The organism is bacterium (assembly GCA_037200965.1).
GTDB lineage: Bacteria > Patescibacteriota > Minisyncoccia > Phycocordibacterales > Phycocordibacteraceae > C7867-001.
Genome location: JBBCGK010000001.1, coordinates 912,965 through 928,901 on the forward strand (window position 1 = coordinate 912,965; position 15,937 = coordinate 928,901).

Sequence of the window (15,937 nt, forward strand, 5' to 3'; positions counted from 1 at the left end):
CGGACAAGACCGCAAAGAAAACCGACCATCCGAAGGACCACGTGCACGACAGCGAGGCGGCGAAGCAGACCAAGACTTCGGTACTCGAAAAGTTTTCGGTTTCCCGACCGCGCTCGAGAAGCGGAATGGGCGGAGGAGCGTAAGCTCCGCATTGTGCACAGGAGAAACCGCCGCGCCCTTGCGCGGCGGTTTGCGCTTGCTACGATACCTGTGTTGTTCATTCGATATGGCTAACCGACATCTTGCGCGCTCTGTCGTCCTCCAAACGCTCTTTGAGTGGGATACTACAGCTGCCTCAAGTGAAAGCGCGCACGAGACGCTCAAGAGAAATGTCGAAGAATTCGGCGGAGACGATGCCGATGCGCCGTTCATGTCGAAACTCCTCGACGGGGTGCTCGCCAAGCGGGACGACCTCGACCTCATCATCGCCAAGGCCGCTCCCGAATGGCCCCTCGAAAAGATCGCTCCCGTGGACCGTAACATTTTACGCCTCGGGCTTTTCGAGCTTCTCTTCGCCGACCGCACCCAGGTCCCGGCCAAGGTGGCCATAAACGAGGCGATAGAGCTCGCGAAGACGTTTGGAGGAGATTCCTCCGGGCGGTTCGTGAACGGGGTGCTCGGCGCCGTATACAAGGAGATAGGAGAGCCGGGCAAGGACGAAGTCAGCAAGAAAAAGCAGGTAAAATACGAAGATATTCCGCTCCAGCGGCTGGGCGGCGCGGTCGTCTATGCAAAGCACGAGGGCGAGTACTATCTCGCCCTCGTGCATGACGTGTTCGGGCATTGGACCCTTTCGAAGGGCAAGATCGGCGATACGCCGGAAACCGCGAATGAAACGACCGAAGAAGGCACGGCGCGGAAAGTACGGGCGGAGATCGGCCTCGACGTAACGATCGAGGAGCAGGTCGGCGAGAACGAATACGTCGCGACGCATCCGGAGAATGGCAAGCTCCGAAAGCGCGTCACCTATTTCCTCGCGCGCGCGCAGTTCGAACCCCTCCAGCTTGAAGCGAACAAAGGGGGACTCGACGACGTCAAATGGTTCCGCCTCTCGGACATTCTTGACCTCAATTTCTACGATGATATGCTCCCCATCGTCACGAACGCCGTCCAGAAACTCCTCGACCGCGCCCGCGCCACTACTGTAAATGCCTGATTTCGCCTCCTTCGCCGCAAAACTCGGACTCAAATTCGAAAACCAGGCGCTTCTCATCGAAGCGCTGACGCACCGCTCGTACCTCAATGAAAATCGGGGAACGGTCTCGAAGCATAACGAACGGCTCGAATTCCTCGGCGACGCGGTCCTCGAGCTCGCCGTCACGCATTTCCTCTATTTTCAATACCCGAACAAGCAGGAAGGCGAGCTCACGGCCTATCGCGCGGCGCTCGTGAACACGGTGTCGCTTGCAAGCCTCGCCGAGAAGCTTGGCGTGAACGACTACCTGCTGCTCTCGAAAGGCGAAGCCAAAGATACCGGCCGCGCTCGCGCAATCATTCTTGCAAACGCGTTCGAAGCGCTCCTTGGCGCGGTGTATCTCGACCAGGGATACGAAGCGGCGGAGAAGTTCCTCGCGCTTAACCTCTATCCGCGCCTTGCGGGAGTGCTCGAGCAGGGAACCTGGCAGGACGCGAAGAGCCGCTTCCAGGAGGCTTCCCAGGAGCATAGGGGCGTCACGCCGACGTACCGGACCATTTCCGAAACGGGTCCCGACCACGCCCGCTCCTTCACGGTCGGCGTCTTTTTGCATGCTGAAGAGATAGGGCGCGGGGAAGGGAAATCAAAACAGGAGGCCGAGCAGGCCGCGGCGCAAAACGGCATTGACAAGATGGGGTGGTAGAAGTATTATCCAGACAGGCCAAAGGAGATTGAGCAGATGGCAGGAACAGGCGTTTCTTCCGAGAATCCGGGATTTATCCCGGATCAGAACTACACATTCGAACCGCCGGTGAAGACGAGATGCATCTCGACCGCTGGCGGCAGCGGCTGGACCGAAAAGGTTTTCGCCGAAGGGTGGTGCCTGAAGTTCGATCCGAGCACGAAGATAGGCACCTTCCAGGGAATGCCTGTCGGAGAAGATGTCGAACACTTCTTCACCATCGAATTCGGCCCTGGGAGCGTGGCGAAAGAAGTCTCGCCGCCCCATCTCACGGTCGTGAAATAGGACGGGCTCCTGTATATCCGTCCTCACACAGCACTCGCGCCATGCGCGGGTGCTGTATACTTTTTATATGCTCAAGCGGCTCGAAATCGCCGGGTTCAAATCGTTCGCACGGAAGACCGTGCTCGATTTCTCGTCCTCGGTGACGTCGATCGTGGGGCCGAATGGATCTGGGAAGTGCGTGACGGGCGATACGCTCCTTGCGCGCCGGACGGCTTCGGGGGAAGCGGAAGACGTCGCGATCAAAGACATCCGTCGCGGCGACGAGGTACTCGCGCTTGACGAGGCGACGGGCGCTTTCGTGAGCGCCCGCGTGAACGCGCTCCTCGATTCGGGCACCAAAGACGTGTGTGAGCTTGTCACGGAAAGCGGCAAGCGCATTCGTACGACCGCGGAGCACCCTTATCTCGCCGCTCCGGAGGCCCGGCCAGTTCCCGAGCGTCCGCGCATCGGCGTGTTTATTGATAACTCGAATCTCTATCATGGGGCGCGAAAGGCCGGGTGGCAGATCGATTTTGGCAAGCTCCGCGCGCTGCTTGAAGCAAGCGCCGACCTTCGCATCATGCGCTATCACGTCGCGGTTCCGGAAGCCGGGGATCCCGCGCATGAAGCCGCGCGCAAGCATCTGCGGGCGGTCGCCCCGTACGTGACGGTGCTCGAAAAGCCGCTCAAGTATATTGCCGGAAGCAACGGATCGGTCGTAAAGAAGGGAGATATCGACATCGACCTCGCCCTGGATGTCGTGCGGCATCTGCCGCTTCTCGACGTCGCGATAATCGTGAGCGGGGACAGCGACTATCTGGGGCTTGAGCAGTACGTGCAGCGGCAAGGGAAAGCGGCCCTATTCCTCTCATTCAAGCGGTCGATGGCGTGGGAGTTGCGCTTGAAGCCGCATATCTTTGCGGAGCGCATCCGCCCGTGGATCGAGCGCAGAGGAACGCAAAACCCCGAGCTTTCGCTCGGGGCAGTGTTGGTAGCGCCAATTATACAGGCATCGCTCAAGCGCGCAAGCCCCGGGCGCGAGACCCGTGTGGATACTATCGGTTCATGGACTCGCGTCATGCATCTTGCTATCGGTTCGCGCATCGCGACGCTCTCTGCCTCCGGAGCGCTCACGTTTGAAGCAGTTGCGTCGATATCCGTTCTTCCCGCTGAACGGGTATATGACATTGAGGTGGAAGGAGTTCATAACTTCGTGGGAAACGGTATCGTCGCGCACAACAGCAACGTTGCCGAAGCTTTCCGCTTCGCGCTCGGGGAACAGTCGATGAAGTCGATGCGCGGGAAACGAAGCGAAGACCTCATCTTTTCGGGCTCGCACACCGCACAGCGCTCAAACCGTGCCGCGGTCGCGGTCGTTTTCGATAATTCCCGCAAGCAATTCAAGCTCGACTTTAACGAGGTGGTGATCGAGCGCGCGGTATTTCGCGACGGGACGAGCGAATACTCGATCAACGGGTCGAAAGCGCGCCTTCGCGACATCCAGGAGCTTCTTGCAGGCGCCAATATCGGCGAGACCGGGCACCACATCATCTCCCAGGGCGAGGCCGATCGGATACTCGCGGCTTCAAGCGCCGACCGGCGCGAAATGCTTGAGGAAGCGCTCGGGCTCAAGATTTTCGAATTCAAGAAGCAGGAGAGCGAGAAGAAACTCCAGAAGACCGAGGAGAATATCGGACAGGTGGAGGCGCTCCGGAGGGAACTCGCGCCGCACTTGAAGTTCCTCGGGAAGCAGGTCGAGAAGCTCGAACGCGCGGAGGAAATGCGGCGCGAGCTCGGAGCCGCGGCGAGGACGTACCTCGCGATCGAGGATGCCTATCTTCGGGAAGAAAAGAAGCGTGCCGAAAGCGCGAAAGTCTCCGCGGCGGAGCGCCTTGCGAAAGCGTCCGCGGAACTTGCCGCGGTCACCGACCTCACGGCAAGCGACAGCGAAGCCCTGAAGCGCTTCGAAGCCGTACGGCAGTCGGAAGCTCTTGCCGAGCGGATTACCTCCTCGCGGGCCGAACTTGCGCGCGAGCTCGGGAAGACGGAAGGTGCGCTTGAGGGAGCAAAAAGGCGAAGCGCCGCAGTCGCCCGCGACCCGTACGCGAAGATACCGCGGGAAGACCTGACGGCTCTTCGGGACGAGGTTGAGCGGCAGGCCGAAGGCGCGGGAGAAGGTGTCGAGTCGCTGCGCGCCGCACTCGCCGCGATACGCTCGGCAACGCGCGCTTTCTTCGAGCGCTTCGCGGTTTCGGGTGCCGCGTACCTTGCGGAGGAGGAGCGCGAGACGTTCGCGCTTGAGGAAGAGCAGAAAAGGCTCGTCGCGAAAGACGCGGAGCTCGCTGCCGAGCTTGAAAAAGCGCGGGCGGCGCTTGCCCGAGCCCGCGAAGAAGCCCGCGCCCGCGAAGAGGCGGGGCGCGAAAGCCAGCACCGCACGCTGCAGGTCGCGGAGGCAAAGGCTTCCGCGGAGGCGGAGACGGAACGGTTCGGCGCGCGCCTTCGCGAGCTTGCCTTCCTTGCCGAAGAGCTCCAGAGGGACACGGCCGAAGTACTCGCGCTTGCGGGTGCCGAGGCCGTCTCGTACGCGCCCCTGTCGGAGCTTCCGCGGGAAGAGCGCCGGGCGCAGGAAGACCGCAAGCGCGCGCTTGAGCGCCTCAAGATACGGCTTGAGGAAGCGGGCGGCGGCGGGGAACAAATACGCAGCGAATACAAGGAGGTCTCGGAGCGAGAGAGTTTCCTTGCGCGGGAGCTTGAGGATCTTGCGAAGTCGGCCGCAGGGCTTCGGGAACTCATAACCGAGCTCGATACGGAACTCGGCAAGAGTTTCGCGGAGGGGCTTCAGAAGGTTAACGCGTCGTTCGGGGAATTCTTCGCGCTCATGTTCGGGGGCGGAAGCGCCCGGCTTGTGCTTGAAGAGCCCGAAGACGATGAAGAGGAAGACGAGGAACGCGAAACAAGCACGCCACGCAGGGAAATGCGTCCGGGGATCGAGATATCGGTTGCCCTCCCGAAAAAGCGCGTGCAGTCGCTCATGCAGCTTTCAGGCGGCGAGCGGGCGCTCACGTCGATCGCGCTCATCTTTGCCATGAGCCAGGTGAATCCGCCGCCGTTTTTGATACTTGACGAGACGGACGCGGCCTTGGACGAGGCCAACAGCCGCCGCTACGGCGACATGATCGAGAACCTCTCGAAGAAATCCCAGCTTATCGTCATCACGCATAACCGCGAGACCATGAGCAGGGCGGGCATCCTCTACGGCGTGACAATGTCGGGCGACGGCGTCTCGAAGCTCCTTTCGGTCAAATTCGACGAGGCGGTTGCGGTGGCGAAGTAATCGTCTTCTAATCAACACCTTGGCACCACCTCCTTGAGTACTTGTGCCGGGGTCAGGAGATTCAGGCCGAAATGGTGCCGCTCCCGGTTGTACCAGGGGATGTATTTCTTCAGAGCCGCATTGAACGCTTCCGGACTTCTGCGCGCATGGTCGAGGCACTCCTCCTGAAGCGTGCGGTTGAATCGCTCGATATGCGCATTGTCGTTGGGTTTCCCGATGCGGGAATACCGGTGCTTCCTCCGGATGCGCTCGACGAACCACGCCCCGAACTCGGGACCATGGTCGCTCTGGAGCATTTCGAAGCGGAAGGACGCTCTCCGCTGCGCCTCCTCGACGAAGCGCACGGCGGTCGCGGCATCCATGCGCGCATAGGTCTTCGCGTACGCGGTGCGGGAATGCACGTCGATGAGGGTGAAGGTATACATCCGCTTCTTCAAATCGAGCATGGTGTGAATGGTGTCGATCTGGACGAGGGAACCGGGTTTCTCCGGCAGGGGGCGGTCGACCTGTGGGTGGTATCGCTTGTACGGGCTCCTCTTCTTGAGGAGGCCCATGCGGTCAAGCGTTCGCTTGATGGTGGAGAGTGAAATCACCACCCCTTCCTCCTCCAGTATGCGCTGAATGACTTCCGCGCTTCGCTTCGACTTGAGCCGGGTATGGAAGATCTTCCAGCGGAGTTCGTCTGAGAGCTGCCGGGGATGGCGCTTCGGACGCGACGAGCGCGTCGGTATCGGGTGGTATCCGATGCGTTCGGCCCTTCGCACCCATTTCATGACGGCGGTGTGATGGTACCCGAGATGCCGCCCGATCTTGCGCGCGCTCCAGCCTTGGCGGAAGAGATCCGCCGCTTCGCGGCGGATGCGGGGCATACGGGGGTTGGTGGTGTATGGCATGCGACTTGGCTTAGTGGTGCCAAGGTATTGAACCATTACGAGTAATTTGACACGTTTCCTCTTATAGAGTATTGTGCGCATAACGCATAGACGAAAAGGAGATTCGAATGCGTAGCACATTCAAAGCGATAGTGGCAGCCGCGCTCATGCTTGCGCCTGTTGCTGCCGGGGCGGAGCCGGATTTCGCATATAACGAGAGAAGCCCGAGCGAGAAATGGCGAGACGAACACATCACCTTCGCCTACTTCGGGCGGGAAATCAAAGGCACCGACTGGCTCGTCATCGGCCTCCATCCCGGAGACCGGAAGGTAACCGTCTCGCACCGGCATAAGATCTATCGCGACTGGGGCTATGCGGAAGTGTTTTCGCTATCAGTAGGCGACTCAATCTTCCTCGAGCCGTCTACTGCATATCCATTTGGTCAAAAGGCGAAGCTCGTAGAGTTCGATGGCTACACCAGCATGTTCTGGATCCATTGAGTTTCACCCCGTGAAGGGAGGTGCCCGGCACAGAAGGCCGGGCACTTTTCATTTTGCGAGGCGGTCTCTTTCCTCGCGCTGCAGGCGGAAACGCTCCTTGCAGCTTTCGCAGCCTTCCGGTCCCTGCATCCCGAATATATGTCCGTACGCTTCTTCGAGCGCTGTTTCAAGAATGTCGCGTGGAAACTCGTCGCAGCACATAACGGTAGCGATCAGTATGCCCATATCGGGCTTAAGTTCCGGATGGGATTCGGCAAACGCTACGCGTCCAAGACGCCTGTCTTCCGGTGTCATATTGTATTTCTCCTTCAGTTCCTTACTCTATAACGCCGACAAAGAGACCTAAGATGTCATGTCGTTCATCGTTCCAACAGGAGCGCATGTTATACTTCCTCCATGCTTACGGCCGTATACAAGAAAGTCAGGAGCGGATACGTTGCCTGGATCGAGGAGGTGCCTGGCGTGCTGACGCAGGGAAAGTCGCGCGTCGAGGCGCGCGCGAATCTTGCTGATGCGCTTCGTGAATTCATCGCGGCGCGGCGTGACGCTACACGACGAAGCTCCGTACGTGGAAGCGCTCCCCTCAAGCGCGAGCGCATGGCGCTCGCATAGCTTTCCCCGATGAAGCGCCGGGACCTGGAGCGGCATCTTTATGCGCAAGGTTGCCGTCTTGTACGGGAGGGCGCGAAGCATTCCGTATTTGAGAATCCTCCGCTTGGCGCGATGGCGACGGTACCGCGGCACGCCGAAGTCGACCCGTATCTCGCGCGAAAAATCTGCAAGGAGCTCGGCATTAAGGCACCACAAGGGCGTTAATTTATTTCTTCTCCGAGAGCGTGAAATCGAGCTCGCGCTCCGGAATACGCGCGGCAAGGAGCTTCACGCGCACCGGGTCGCCGAGCGTATAGCTTTTCTTGAGCCGATTGCCGATAAGGCGGTAGCGGGCCTGGTCGAAGGTGTAATAGTCGTCGCCGATCGAGGAGAGTCGGATCATGCCTTCCGCGTGCGTTTCCGTAAGTTCGACGTACATCCCGCGCTCGGTGACGCCCGAGATGACGGCGTCGAATTCCTGTCCGATCTTGTCCGCCATGAACTCGACGAGCTTCATCTTGATCGAGTCGCGCTCGGCTTCCGTCGCCGATATTTCGCGCTCGTTGCAGTGGATCGCCATCTCCTCGAGATGATCCATATCCTCGCGGTCGAGCTCATCCCCGTTCTCATAGTGCTTGAGGATACGATGCGTGATCAGGTCGGGATAACGGCGGATGGGGGAGGTGAAATGGGTATAGGAATCGAACGCGAGCCCGAAGTGTCCGATGTTTTTGGTCGCGTACGCGGCCCTCGCCATGGAGCGCAAGCTCGCGGTCTTTATGAGGTATTCCTCCGGCGTTCCCGTGACCTGCGAGAGAAGCGCGTTGATATCGGTTCCTTTGACTTTCCCCGCCTGGTTCTTGAGCTCGTACCCGAGCGCATGGAGGAACTGCGCGAGATTCTCGATGCGGTCCATATCCGGCGCGTCGTGCACGCGATATATCTGCGAGAGCCTGTCGCCCTTTTTCTTCGATGTCTCGGCAAGATGCTCGGCCACGGCCACGTTCGCAAGGAGCATGAAGTCCTCGATGAGCATGTTGGTATCGCGCCGCTCTTTGAGATGCACGGCGACCGGCTTCCCGCTCCCGTCGAGCTCGATCTTCACTTCCGCGGTATCGAAGGCGATGGCGCCGTTGTCGGTCCGGCGCTTCCTGAGCTTGTCGGCAAGGCGCTTTAGGGTATTGAGTTCCGCAAGCATGGGACCGTTCTGGGTATCAAGCACCTCCTGGGCGCCTTCGTAGGCGAAGCGCTTGTCGGAGTGGATGACGGTTTCGCCGAACCATCGTTCAAGGACGTTCGCGTCGCTGTCGAGCACGAAGACCGCGGAAACGGCGAGGCGGTCTATGTGTTCATTCAGGGAGCACAGGTTGTTTGAAAGCACGTGCGGAAGCATAGGAATAGTGCGGTCAACAAGATAGACCGAAGTCGCGCGGTGCCTTGCCTCGCGGTCGAAGTCGGTGCCTGGCCGTACGAAATACGAAACGTCGGCGATATGAATGCCGACCTCGGTCTTTCCGTCCCCGAGGTCCCTGACCGAAAGCGCGTCGTCGAAGTCCTTGGCGTCCGCGGGGTCTATGGTAAAAGTCGGGGTGCCGCGGAAGTCCCGGCGCTTGGTTTCTCCCCGTGCGGCCTTTGCCGCTTCTTCGTCGATCATCGCCTGTCCGGTCGCCTCGAGCTTCTCCGCTTCTTTGATCACCCCCGGAGGGAATTCGCTGTGGAAGCCCTGGGAGAGCGCCAAGGCGCGCATCTCGGTCTCGTGGACGCCTGCGGGCCCGATGATCTCCTCAAGGCGGGCGGAAGGGAACTGCTGGCCCTTGTCCCAGCCCGTGAGGCGGACGAGCACTTTGTTTCCGAGCGGAAGATTGTCGCCCGTGACGATAAAGGGCGTGTACATGCGCTTCCAGTCGGGCGCAAGGAGCGTCTCCCCGCGCTCGCCTTTGATGAGCGTCCCGACGAAATGCTCCCGGTTTCGCTTCACTATCTCAAGTACCTTTGCGGCTTTCCGGTTATCGACGATGCCCGCGGGCGCGATCTTGACCGTATCGCCGTGGAAAGCGCCCATGATCCACTCGCGGGGAATCATGAGATCCTCCTGTTTATCTTTCGAACTTTTAGAGACGCCTGGGTCCAGGCTGAAGAAACCGATTCCCCTGCCGGTGACGGAAATGATTCCCTCGTATGATTTTTCCTCGGGCTTCAAGTTATAAACACTGTATCAATACAGGGCGATTTATGCTATTGTCTGAACACACGGCATGCGTCCTTCAGGAGCATCGCGGTGGCCCTTCCCGGGCGTTTCCTCCCTGAACTTGCGGCACCCCTGGTGCCGCCCTTTTTTGCAAATTGACTCGCAAGCCTTCTTTTGGTACCCTGCTTCATACATGTTGATGATCCGTTTCCAGCGCATCGGCCGGACCAATGATCCGGCATTTCGCATTGTCGTCCTCGAAAAGGCGCGGAGCCCCAAGGCTGGAAGTCCTTTGGAGCTTGTCGGCACTTATAACCCGAAGACCAAGGCGGTTACCCTTAAGGAAGACCGCATTACGTATTGGATAAGCAAGGGCGCCCAGGTCTCGCCGTCGCTCCATAACCTCCTTCTTAATAAAGGCGTAGTTACGGGCAAAAAGATAAACGTGCTTCCGAAGAAAACCTATACGAAGCCGGAAGAGCCGGTAGCCGAAGCCGTCGCAGCTCCGGCAGAGTCTGCGCCGGAAGCGCCGACTGAAGCGGAAGTCGCCGCAGAAGCGGAGCCTGCTGCGGAGGAAACCCCGGCAGCCGAAGAGGCAGCCGCTCCCGCGGCCTAGCACTCCGGAGCCTCAGGCTCCTTATCCCTACTATCCCGCACCGATACCTATGGAAAACGACCAGCTGTTTCTTGAGACCGTCGTCAAAGCTCTTGTCGACAACCCGGACGCCGTCGTCACGACGCGCGGCGTCGACGAGATGGGCGTCCTCCTCACCCTCACGGTGCATCCTGACGACATGGGCAAGATCATCGGCAAGGACGGGAATACCGCGAAGGCGCTTCGCACCCTCCTTCGCGTCGTCGGCATGAAGCACAATGCGCGCGCGAACCTGAAGATCAATGAACCGGTCGGCGGCAAGCGCGAGCAGGAGATGAAGACCGTCGACCAGGTGGTAGAGGAGATTTCGCTATAGTGTTGCGCTTCCACCTCGTCACTCTTTTCAAAGAAGCTTGCGAGCCGTACCTTTCGGCGTCGATACTCGGGCGCGCGCGCAAAAACAAGCGTATCGGCGTTTCATATCAAAACCCGCGGGATTTCGTTGATAACCGATGGGGGAAAGTGGACGAGCGGCCGTACGGCGGCGGGCCCGGGATGGTTATGACCGCGCTCCCGGTCGCGAAAGCGGTCGCGAAAGCTCTGGGCGCCAAGAAGAGTGCTGCCAAAACAGCGGAGATAATCTGGTTTTCTCCCTCGGGCAAACCATTTACGAACAAGGACGCGGACAAACTCGCGAAAGCGGGCGACGTGGTCTTGGTGTGCGGCCGGTACGAAGGTATCGACGAGCGCGCCTTTAAGATTTTGAAAACGATGGGGAGGGTGAAAGTATTTTCCGTCGGCTCCGCAACGCTTACGGGAGGCGAGGTGCCAGCGCTCGCGATCATCGACGCCGTCACGAGGCGCATCCCGGGAGTCCTGGGGAAGGATGAGTCGGTCGAGGAACGCCGGGTTGCCTCAAGCGAGGTATACACGCGGCCAGAATCCTTGCAGTGGAAAGGAAAGAAATACCGCGTTCCGAAAGTGCTCCAGAGCGGGCATCAGGCGAAAATTGATGAGTGGAGGGTAAAGAGGGGAAAGTGAGTTGAAAAAAGAACCGTTCCTGATACTATCGCTTCCAGCGTTAACAGCGCCGTACCAAGGGGAGGAAATCATGAGCGACGCATCAACGCCGCGCCCGAACGAAGCTTTGCCTGCCGTGAGGAACCTGCCGCTACTCGCGCTTGCGGTTATTCTCTTCATGCTTACCGACGCTGTTTTGATCTTCATGCCGATGAAACCCGAGCCGTTCTGGCAAATGGTTTCTCTCGCCCTGCTTCTCGCGGTATTTGCGGGAGGCCTCGGATTCAGCGTCATCCGGAACCTGCTTTATCGCGCGAGGCGTTCTGGCCAGTAAAGCGCGTTACGGTATCGGATTAGAACGGGCGGCCCCACCAGGGCCGTCCGTTTGCTTTATGTCATTTAGTATTGTATAAACCTCCAATCTCCTGTCCGCCTTAGACAGGAGTGAGCGATGAAAGCTGCTTTGTCGGACTATGAGACGACGCAGCGGGGTACTGACACCCCCTTTGCTTGGTCAGGGATGGCCGCAACGATAAGGCGGAAGGTCTTTCACACCATGTCGTATTCAGTTAACGAACTGCTTGTCGCAGACAAGGTTTCCACGTATCTGACCGATAAGTGGGAGGAGCAGACAGGGATCAACCCGAACATCATTGCAGCAAAAGTGCTTCACAACGAACAAGTCGTGAAGCTCGTAAGCTCGTGGATGCGTCCGATCGGAATGGGCTCCCTCGCCTTCGCCATTCTGTTTTTATGTGCCACCTTTGCGTTCGCACTCACAGATCTTCTTGGGAGCTCCACTGTCGGTTATGTAGCGGCTGCCGTCGGCGTCGTCTGTGGCACGATCGACATGACTGTCTCGTTCGTGTACAAGACTCGGGAATACGAGTTATTTCCCACTGATGCATGCGGTTTCAGCTCGAGGTATCGCCAGCTGGCCGAGTGGAGCGGCTCGGTGTCCGGGGAGCTTCCTTTAGCTCCAGGGTCACTCAGGCTGATGGCCGAGAAAATCCTTTCTGGGTCCGCTGCCAACGCCATCCGTGCGCAAGTTTGGGCACAGGCGATGAAGTTGAGCGACGATGACGAGTTAAGGCTTCGTGAAGCGGAACTGGCTTGGCGCAAGGAAACCAGGAAGCGCTACACAAAACTCCTCGAATGGGATCTTGTTCCGGCGCTCGGTGTCTCCGGTTATTTCAAGGGAGCGGGAAAATATGTAGCACAAAATCCGCTCTGGGATTACTAAAGCAGCAATGGCGCGGGCGGCCCCAAAGGCCGCCCTTTCGCTATCCCCAGGTTCGCTTGACGGCTTTTAGGCGGGGGAGTACATTGAGGACACCAGAACTGATTGAGTGGCGGGGGCCTCTGGGGGCGGGGGAGACAAGATTTCAAATATTTTAACAGCGTCTCGGAAAACGAGGGCGCCGCTCGCACGTATGTGCGAGCTCTTACGCGTCTTCGCCTTCCGAAACATCGTTTGATGGCTAATTCAACACGACATGGCGCATACTAAGGCGATAGTGCAGAAGACGTTCGGCGCGTTCCGGGCTCCGCGCGTGGAATTTCCGGACCTGGTCGCGCACCAGCGGGCATCGTTTGACTGGCTCATGAAGAACGGGCTCGGGGAACTCTTCAAGGAGTTTTCCCCTATTTCAGACTACTCGGGCAAGAAGTTCGAGATGCGCTTCGAGGGCTTCGAAGTCGGCGAGCCGAAGGAGGACGAGGAGTCCGCGCGCGAGAACATGCGCACGTACGAAGCGCCGGTGAAGATATCGGTGCGCCTCATCAACAAGACCTTCGGTTCTGAGAAAACGCAGGACATTTTCCTCGCGGATATCCCGATGATGACCCCGCACGGGAGTTTTATCGTTTCCGGCGTCGAGCGCGCGATCATCCCCCAGCTCGCCCGCTCCTTCGGCGCGTTCTTCGTCTCCGAGCAGATCCGCGGCAAGAACTATTTCGGCGCGAAGATCCTTCCGGCGCGCGGCGTCTGGATCGAGATCGATTCCGAAGCCGACGGCGCGATCATGGTGAAGATCGACCGCAAGAGGAAGTTCCCCGTGAGCCACCTGCTTGCTGTCTTTGGCGGGGGGCAGAAGGAAGAGCTTCTCAGGCATTTCAAAGGCAATGATGTCGCGCTTGCTGCCATGCAGGCCACGCTCGCGCACGACCAGGCCGCAACGCTCGAAGACGCGTTCGTCGAAATACACCGCCGCATGCGCGACGGCGACCTCGCGACCGCGCAGAACGCCAAGGACTATGTCCAGGCGCTCTTCAAGGCCGACCGCTACGACCTCCACCGCGTGGGCCGCTACCGTCTCAACCAGCGCTTCGGCCTTCCGGTCGACGACAAGCATCTTGCGGACCATTCGCTTTCCCTTGCCGACCTTATCCGCATCGTCGCCGAGATCGCGCGTCTCAACGTCACTCCTGACGCGGTGCCTGACGACATCGACCACTTGGGCTTCCGCCGCGTGCGTTTCGTCGGCGAGCTTCTCCAGGCGCGCATGCGCGTCGGCATGAGCCGCATGAAGCGCAATATCCAGGACCGCATGTCGACGATCGAAACCGAGACGTCGCTCCCGATGCAGTTCGTGAACCCGCGGCCGTTCCAGGCTTCGGTCCGCGAGTTCTTCACGGCCAACCAGCTTTCGCAGTTCCTCGAGCAGCAGAACGTGCTTGCGGAGCTCGAGCACATGCGGACGCTCTCGGCGCTCGGCCCCGGCGGCCTCACGCGAGAGAGAGCGGGCTTCGAGGTCCGCGACGTGCACGCCTCCCACTACGGACGCCTCTGCCCGATACAGACGCCGGAAGGCCAGAACATCGGCCTTATCCTTCGCATGGCGACCCACGCCCGCACGAACGAGTACGGCATCCTCGAGACGCCGTACGCGAAAGTGAAGGGAGGGAAGGTGACCGAAGACATTTCGTATCTCAACGCGCTTGACGAAGAACAGCACGTGATCGCGCACGGCGCGACGCCGGTCGACGAGAAGGGGCGCATTGTCCCGGAGACGTTTGAAGCCCGCAAGAACGGGCACCCGGCCGTGGTGTCGCGCGACGAGGTCGACTATATCGACGTTTCCATGTACCAAATGTTTTCCATCGCGACCGCAATGATTCCGTTCGTCCATAACGACGACGCGAACCGGGCGCTCATGGGTTCGAACATGCAGAAGCAGGCGACGCCATGCCTCATTCCCGAGGCTCCGCTCGTCGCGACCGGCATCGAAGAGCACGCCGCCCGCAACACCGGCCGCCTTGTCGTCGCCGAGTCCGCAGGCACTGTCTCCTATGCCGACGCGCGCAGGATCGTTATCGAGCCGTCGGGAGCCGGAAAGCCCAAGGAGTACCGCCTCCAGGGCCTCACGCAGACCAACCAGAATTCCGCGTTCTCGCAGCGGCCGAGCGTGTCGACGGGAGACAAGGTAAAGAAAGGAGACGTTCTTGCGGATGCTTCCTCGACCGTACAAGGCCAAATGGCGCTCGGACAGAACGTCCGCGTGGCGTTCATGAGCTGGTCGGGAGCTAACTATGAAGACGCCATCATCATCTCGGAGCGCCTCGTCGAGGACGCAAAGTTCACGACCGTCCACATCGAGGACTTCGAATGCGCGGTGCGCGACACCAAGCTCGGCCCCGAAGTCACGACGCACGACATTCCGAACGTGGGCGAGATGCGCCTCAAGAACCTCGACGAGGAAGGAGTCGTGCGCATCGGCGCCGAAGTGCGCCCCGGCGACATTCTCGTCGGCAAGGTGACGCCCAAGGGCGAGACCCAGCTCACGCCCGAGGAGCGCCTCCTTCGTTCTATCTTCGGCGATAAGGCCAAGGACGTGAAGGACACGTCGCTTCGCATGGACGGCGGCAAGCGCGGCCGCATCATCGGCGTCCGGGTATTTTCCAGGGAAAAGGGCGACCAGCTTGAAACCGGCATCATAAAGAAAATCGTCGTCACGGTAGCCCAGGTGCGAAACGTATCGGTGGGCGACAAGCTCGCCGGTCGCCACGGAAACAAGGGCGTTATTTCCCGCGTGCTTCCGGTAGAAGACATGCCGTACGACAAGGACGGCAATCCGGTGGATCTCATTCTCACCCCTCTTGGTATTCCGTCCCGTATGAACCTCGGCCAGGTGCTCGAAATGCATCTCGGGCTTGCGGCGAACACGCTCGGATACCAGGCCGTCGTGCCTCCGTTCGCGGGCGCCACGTCCGACGAGATCAAGGACGAGCTCGAGAAGGCAGGCTTCGCAAGAAGCGGCAAAGTGAAGCTCTACGACGGACGCACCGGAGAGAGCTTCGCCCAGGACATCGCCGTCGGATACATGTACGTGCTGAAGCTCCATCACATGGTGGAGGACAAGATCCACATGCGCTCCATCGGCCCGTACAGCCTCATCACGCAGCAGCCGCTCGGAGGGAAGGCCCAGAACGGCGGGCAGCGCTTCGGGGAAATGGAAGTGTGGGCGCTTCTCGGTTACGGCGCCGCGTACACGCTCCGCGAGATGCTCACCATCAAGTCAGACGACATCCAGGGCCGCTCCGCCGCCTTCGACGCGATCGTCAAGGGCGAGGCGATCAGCCATTCGGGCACCCCGGCATCGTTCGCCGTCCTTACCAACCAGATCCGTGGCCTTGGGCTCGATGTTGATCTCATCGAGGGCGAGTCCCCGCGTGATATTTAATCCCCTACATATCA

16 protein-coding genes are annotated in these 15,937 nt (G+C 59.8%); 13 read left to right on the forward strand and 3 right to left on the reverse strand.

Annotated elements, in window-relative coordinates; all coding sequences use genetic code 11:
- Positions 1–226: 226 nt before the first annotated feature.
- The 4 genes from nusB (at position 227) to WDN10_05350 (ending at position 5,475) form a co-directional block, all read left to right on the forward strand.
- Positions 227–1,156: a transcription antitermination factor NusB gene (gene nusB / locus WDN10_05335; protein ID MEJ0054109.1), complete on the forward strand. Its 930-nt coding sequence runs from the start codon at positions 227–229 to the stop codon at positions 1,154–1,156.
- The gene (gene rnc / locus WDN10_05340; protein ID MEJ0054110.1) at positions 1,149–1,838 is read left to right on the forward strand and encodes a ribonuclease III; all 690 of its coding nucleotides are present in this window, start codon (positions 1,149–1,151) and stop codon (positions 1,836–1,838) included. The genes nusB and rnc overlap by 8 nt, the downstream gene beginning before the upstream one ends.
- Before the next feature lie 36 nt (positions 1,839–1,874).
- A complete protein-coding gene (locus tag WDN10_05345; protein ID MEJ0054111.1) occupies positions 1,875–2,162 on the forward strand; it encodes a hypothetical protein in 288 nt (95 codons plus the stop codon).
- A 67-nt stretch (positions 2,163–2,229) separates the two neighbouring features.
- Positions 2,230–5,475: an NYN domain-containing protein gene (locus WDN10_05350; GenBank protein ID MEJ0054112.1), complete on the forward strand. Its 3,246-nt coding sequence runs from the start codon at positions 2,230–2,232 to the stop codon at positions 5,473–5,475.
- An 11-nt stretch (positions 5,476–5,486) separates the two neighbouring features.
- On the opposite strand, the gene WDN10_05355 is transcribed toward WDN10_05350, so the two are convergent.
- A complete protein-coding gene (locus tag WDN10_05355; protein MEJ0054113.1) occupies positions 5,487–6,344 on the reverse strand; it encodes an integrase core domain-containing protein in 858 nt (285 codons plus the stop codon).
- 131 nt (positions 6,345–6,475) lie between these two features.
- On the opposite strand from WDN10_05355, the gene WDN10_05360 reads away from it, so the two are divergent.
- The gene (locus WDN10_05360) at positions 6,476–6,847 is read left to right on the forward strand and encodes a hypothetical protein (GenBank protein ID MEJ0054114.1); all 372 of its coding nucleotides are present in this window, start codon (positions 6,476–6,478) and stop codon (positions 6,845–6,847) included.
- Between the two features lie 48 nt (positions 6,848–6,895).
- Here the strand turns inward: WDN10_05360 and WDN10_05365 are convergent, their stop codons facing one another.
- Complete coding sequence (locus WDN10_05365; protein ID MEJ0054115.1) at positions 6,896–7,141, reverse strand: hypothetical protein; 246 nt, start codon at positions 7,139–7,141, stop codon at positions 6,896–6,898.
- 102 nt (positions 7,142–7,243) lie between these two features.
- On the opposite strand from WDN10_05365, the gene WDN10_05370 reads away from it, so the two are divergent.
- Positions 7,244–7,459 (forward strand): type II toxin-antitoxin system HicB family antitoxin, encoded by a 216-nt coding sequence (locus WDN10_05370; protein MEJ0054116.1) that lies wholly within the window; start codon positions 7,244–7,246, stop codon positions 7,457–7,459.
- A gap of 9 nt (positions 7,460–7,468) precedes the next feature.
- Positions 7,469–7,663 (forward strand): type II toxin-antitoxin system HicA family toxin, encoded by a 195-nt coding sequence (locus WDN10_05375; GenBank protein MEJ0054117.1) that lies wholly within the window; start codon positions 7,469–7,471, stop codon positions 7,661–7,663.
- A 1-nt stretch (position 7,664) separates the two neighbouring features.
- Here the strand turns inward: WDN10_05375 and rnr are convergent, their stop codons facing one another.
- A complete protein-coding gene (rnr, locus tag WDN10_05380; protein MEJ0054118.1) occupies positions 7,665–9,638 on the reverse strand; it encodes a ribonuclease R in 1,974 nt (657 codons plus the stop codon).
- A gap of 181 nt (positions 9,639–9,819) precedes the next feature.
- Between rnr and rpsP the strand changes: the two genes are divergently transcribed.
- From rpsP to WDN10_05410, 6 genes are all read left to right on the forward strand, one after another.
- Positions 9,820–10,242: a 30S ribosomal protein S16 gene (gene rpsP / locus WDN10_05385; protein ID MEJ0054119.1), complete on the forward strand. Its 423-nt coding sequence runs from the start codon at positions 9,820–9,822 to the stop codon at positions 10,240–10,242.
- 49 nt (positions 10,243–10,291) lie between these two features.
- Positions 10,292–10,597 carry a KH domain-containing protein gene (locus tag WDN10_05390; GenBank protein MEJ0054120.1) on the forward strand — a complete coding sequence of 102 codons (306 nt, stop codon included), beginning with the start codon at positions 10,292–10,294 and terminating at the stop codon, positions 10,595–10,597.
- Positions 10,598–10,599: 2 nt separating this feature from the next.
- Complete coding sequence (locus WDN10_05395) at positions 10,600–11,262, forward strand: tRNA (guanosine(37)-N1)-methyltransferase TrmD (protein ID MEJ0054121.1); 663 nt, start codon at positions 10,600–10,602, stop codon at positions 11,260–11,262.
- A gap of 70 nt (positions 11,263–11,332) precedes the next feature.
- A complete protein-coding gene (locus tag WDN10_05400) occupies positions 11,333–11,575 on the forward strand; it encodes a hypothetical protein (GenBank protein ID MEJ0054122.1) in 243 nt (80 codons plus the stop codon).
- Between the two features lie 222 nt (positions 11,576–11,797).
- Positions 11,798–12,484 carry a hypothetical protein gene (locus WDN10_05405; GenBank protein MEJ0054123.1) on the forward strand — a complete coding sequence of 229 codons (687 nt, stop codon included), beginning with the start codon at positions 11,798–11,800 and terminating at the stop codon, positions 12,482–12,484.
- Positions 12,485–12,737: 253 nt separating this feature from the next.
- Entirely contained in the window at positions 12,738–15,923 is a 3,186-nt protein-coding gene (locus WDN10_05410) for a DNA-directed RNA polymerase subunit beta (GenBank protein ID MEJ0054124.1), read from the forward strand.
- The last annotated feature ends 14 nt before the right edge of the window (positions 15,924–15,937 follow it).

Excerpts from the sequence above, each read along its gene's own strand:
- rpsP (MEJ0054119.1), top strand. The coding sequence starts at position 9,820 with ATGTTGATGATCCGTTTCCAGCGCATCGGCCGGACCAATGATCCGGCA.
- WDN10_05350 (MEJ0054112.1), top strand. The coding sequence starts at position 2,230 with ATGCTCAAGCGGCTCGAAATCGCCGGGTTCAAATCGTTCGCACGGAAG.
- WDN10_05360 (MEJ0054114.1), top strand. The coding sequence starts at position 6,476 with ATGCGTAGCACATTCAAAGCGATAGTGGCAGCCGCGCTCATGCTTGCG.
- nusB (MEJ0054109.1), top strand. The coding sequence starts at position 227 with ATGGCTAACCGACATCTTGCGCGCTCTGTCGTCCTCCAAACGCTCTTT.
- WDN10_05355 (MEJ0054113.1), bottom strand. The coding sequence starts at position 6,344 with ATGCCCCGCATCCGCCGCGAAGCGGCGGATCTCTTCCGCCAAGGCTGG.
- rnc (MEJ0054110.1), top strand. The coding sequence starts at position 1,149 with ATGCCTGATTTCGCCTCCTTCGCCGCAAAACTCGGACTCAAATTCGAA.
- WDN10_05400 (MEJ0054122.1), top strand. The coding sequence starts at position 11,333 with ATGAGCGACGCATCAACGCCGCGCCCGAACGAAGCTTTGCCTGCCGTG.
- WDN10_05390 (MEJ0054120.1), top strand. The coding sequence starts at position 10,292 with ATGGAAAACGACCAGCTGTTTCTTGAGACCGTCGTCAAAGCTCTTGTC.
- WDN10_05370 (MEJ0054116.1), top strand. The coding sequence starts at position 7,244 with ATGCTTACGGCCGTATACAAGAAAGTCAGGAGCGGATACGTTGCCTGG.
- WDN10_05365 (MEJ0054115.1), bottom strand. The coding sequence starts at position 7,141 with ATGACACCGGAAGACAGGCGTCTTGGACGCGTAGCGTTTGCCGAATCC.
- WDN10_05405 (MEJ0054123.1), top strand. The coding sequence starts at position 11,798 with ATGTCGTATTCAGTTAACGAACTGCTTGTCGCAGACAAGGTTTCCACG.
- WDN10_05410 (MEJ0054124.1), top strand. The coding sequence starts at position 12,738 with ATGGCGCATACTAAGGCGATAGTGCAGAAGACGTTCGGCGCGTTCCGG.
- WDN10_05345 (MEJ0054111.1), top strand. The coding sequence starts at position 1,875 with ATGGCAGGAACAGGCGTTTCTTCCGAGAATCCGGGATTTATCCCGGAT.
- WDN10_05375 (MEJ0054117.1), top strand. The coding sequence starts at position 7,469 with ATGAAGCGCCGGGACCTGGAGCGGCATCTTTATGCGCAAGGTTGCCGT.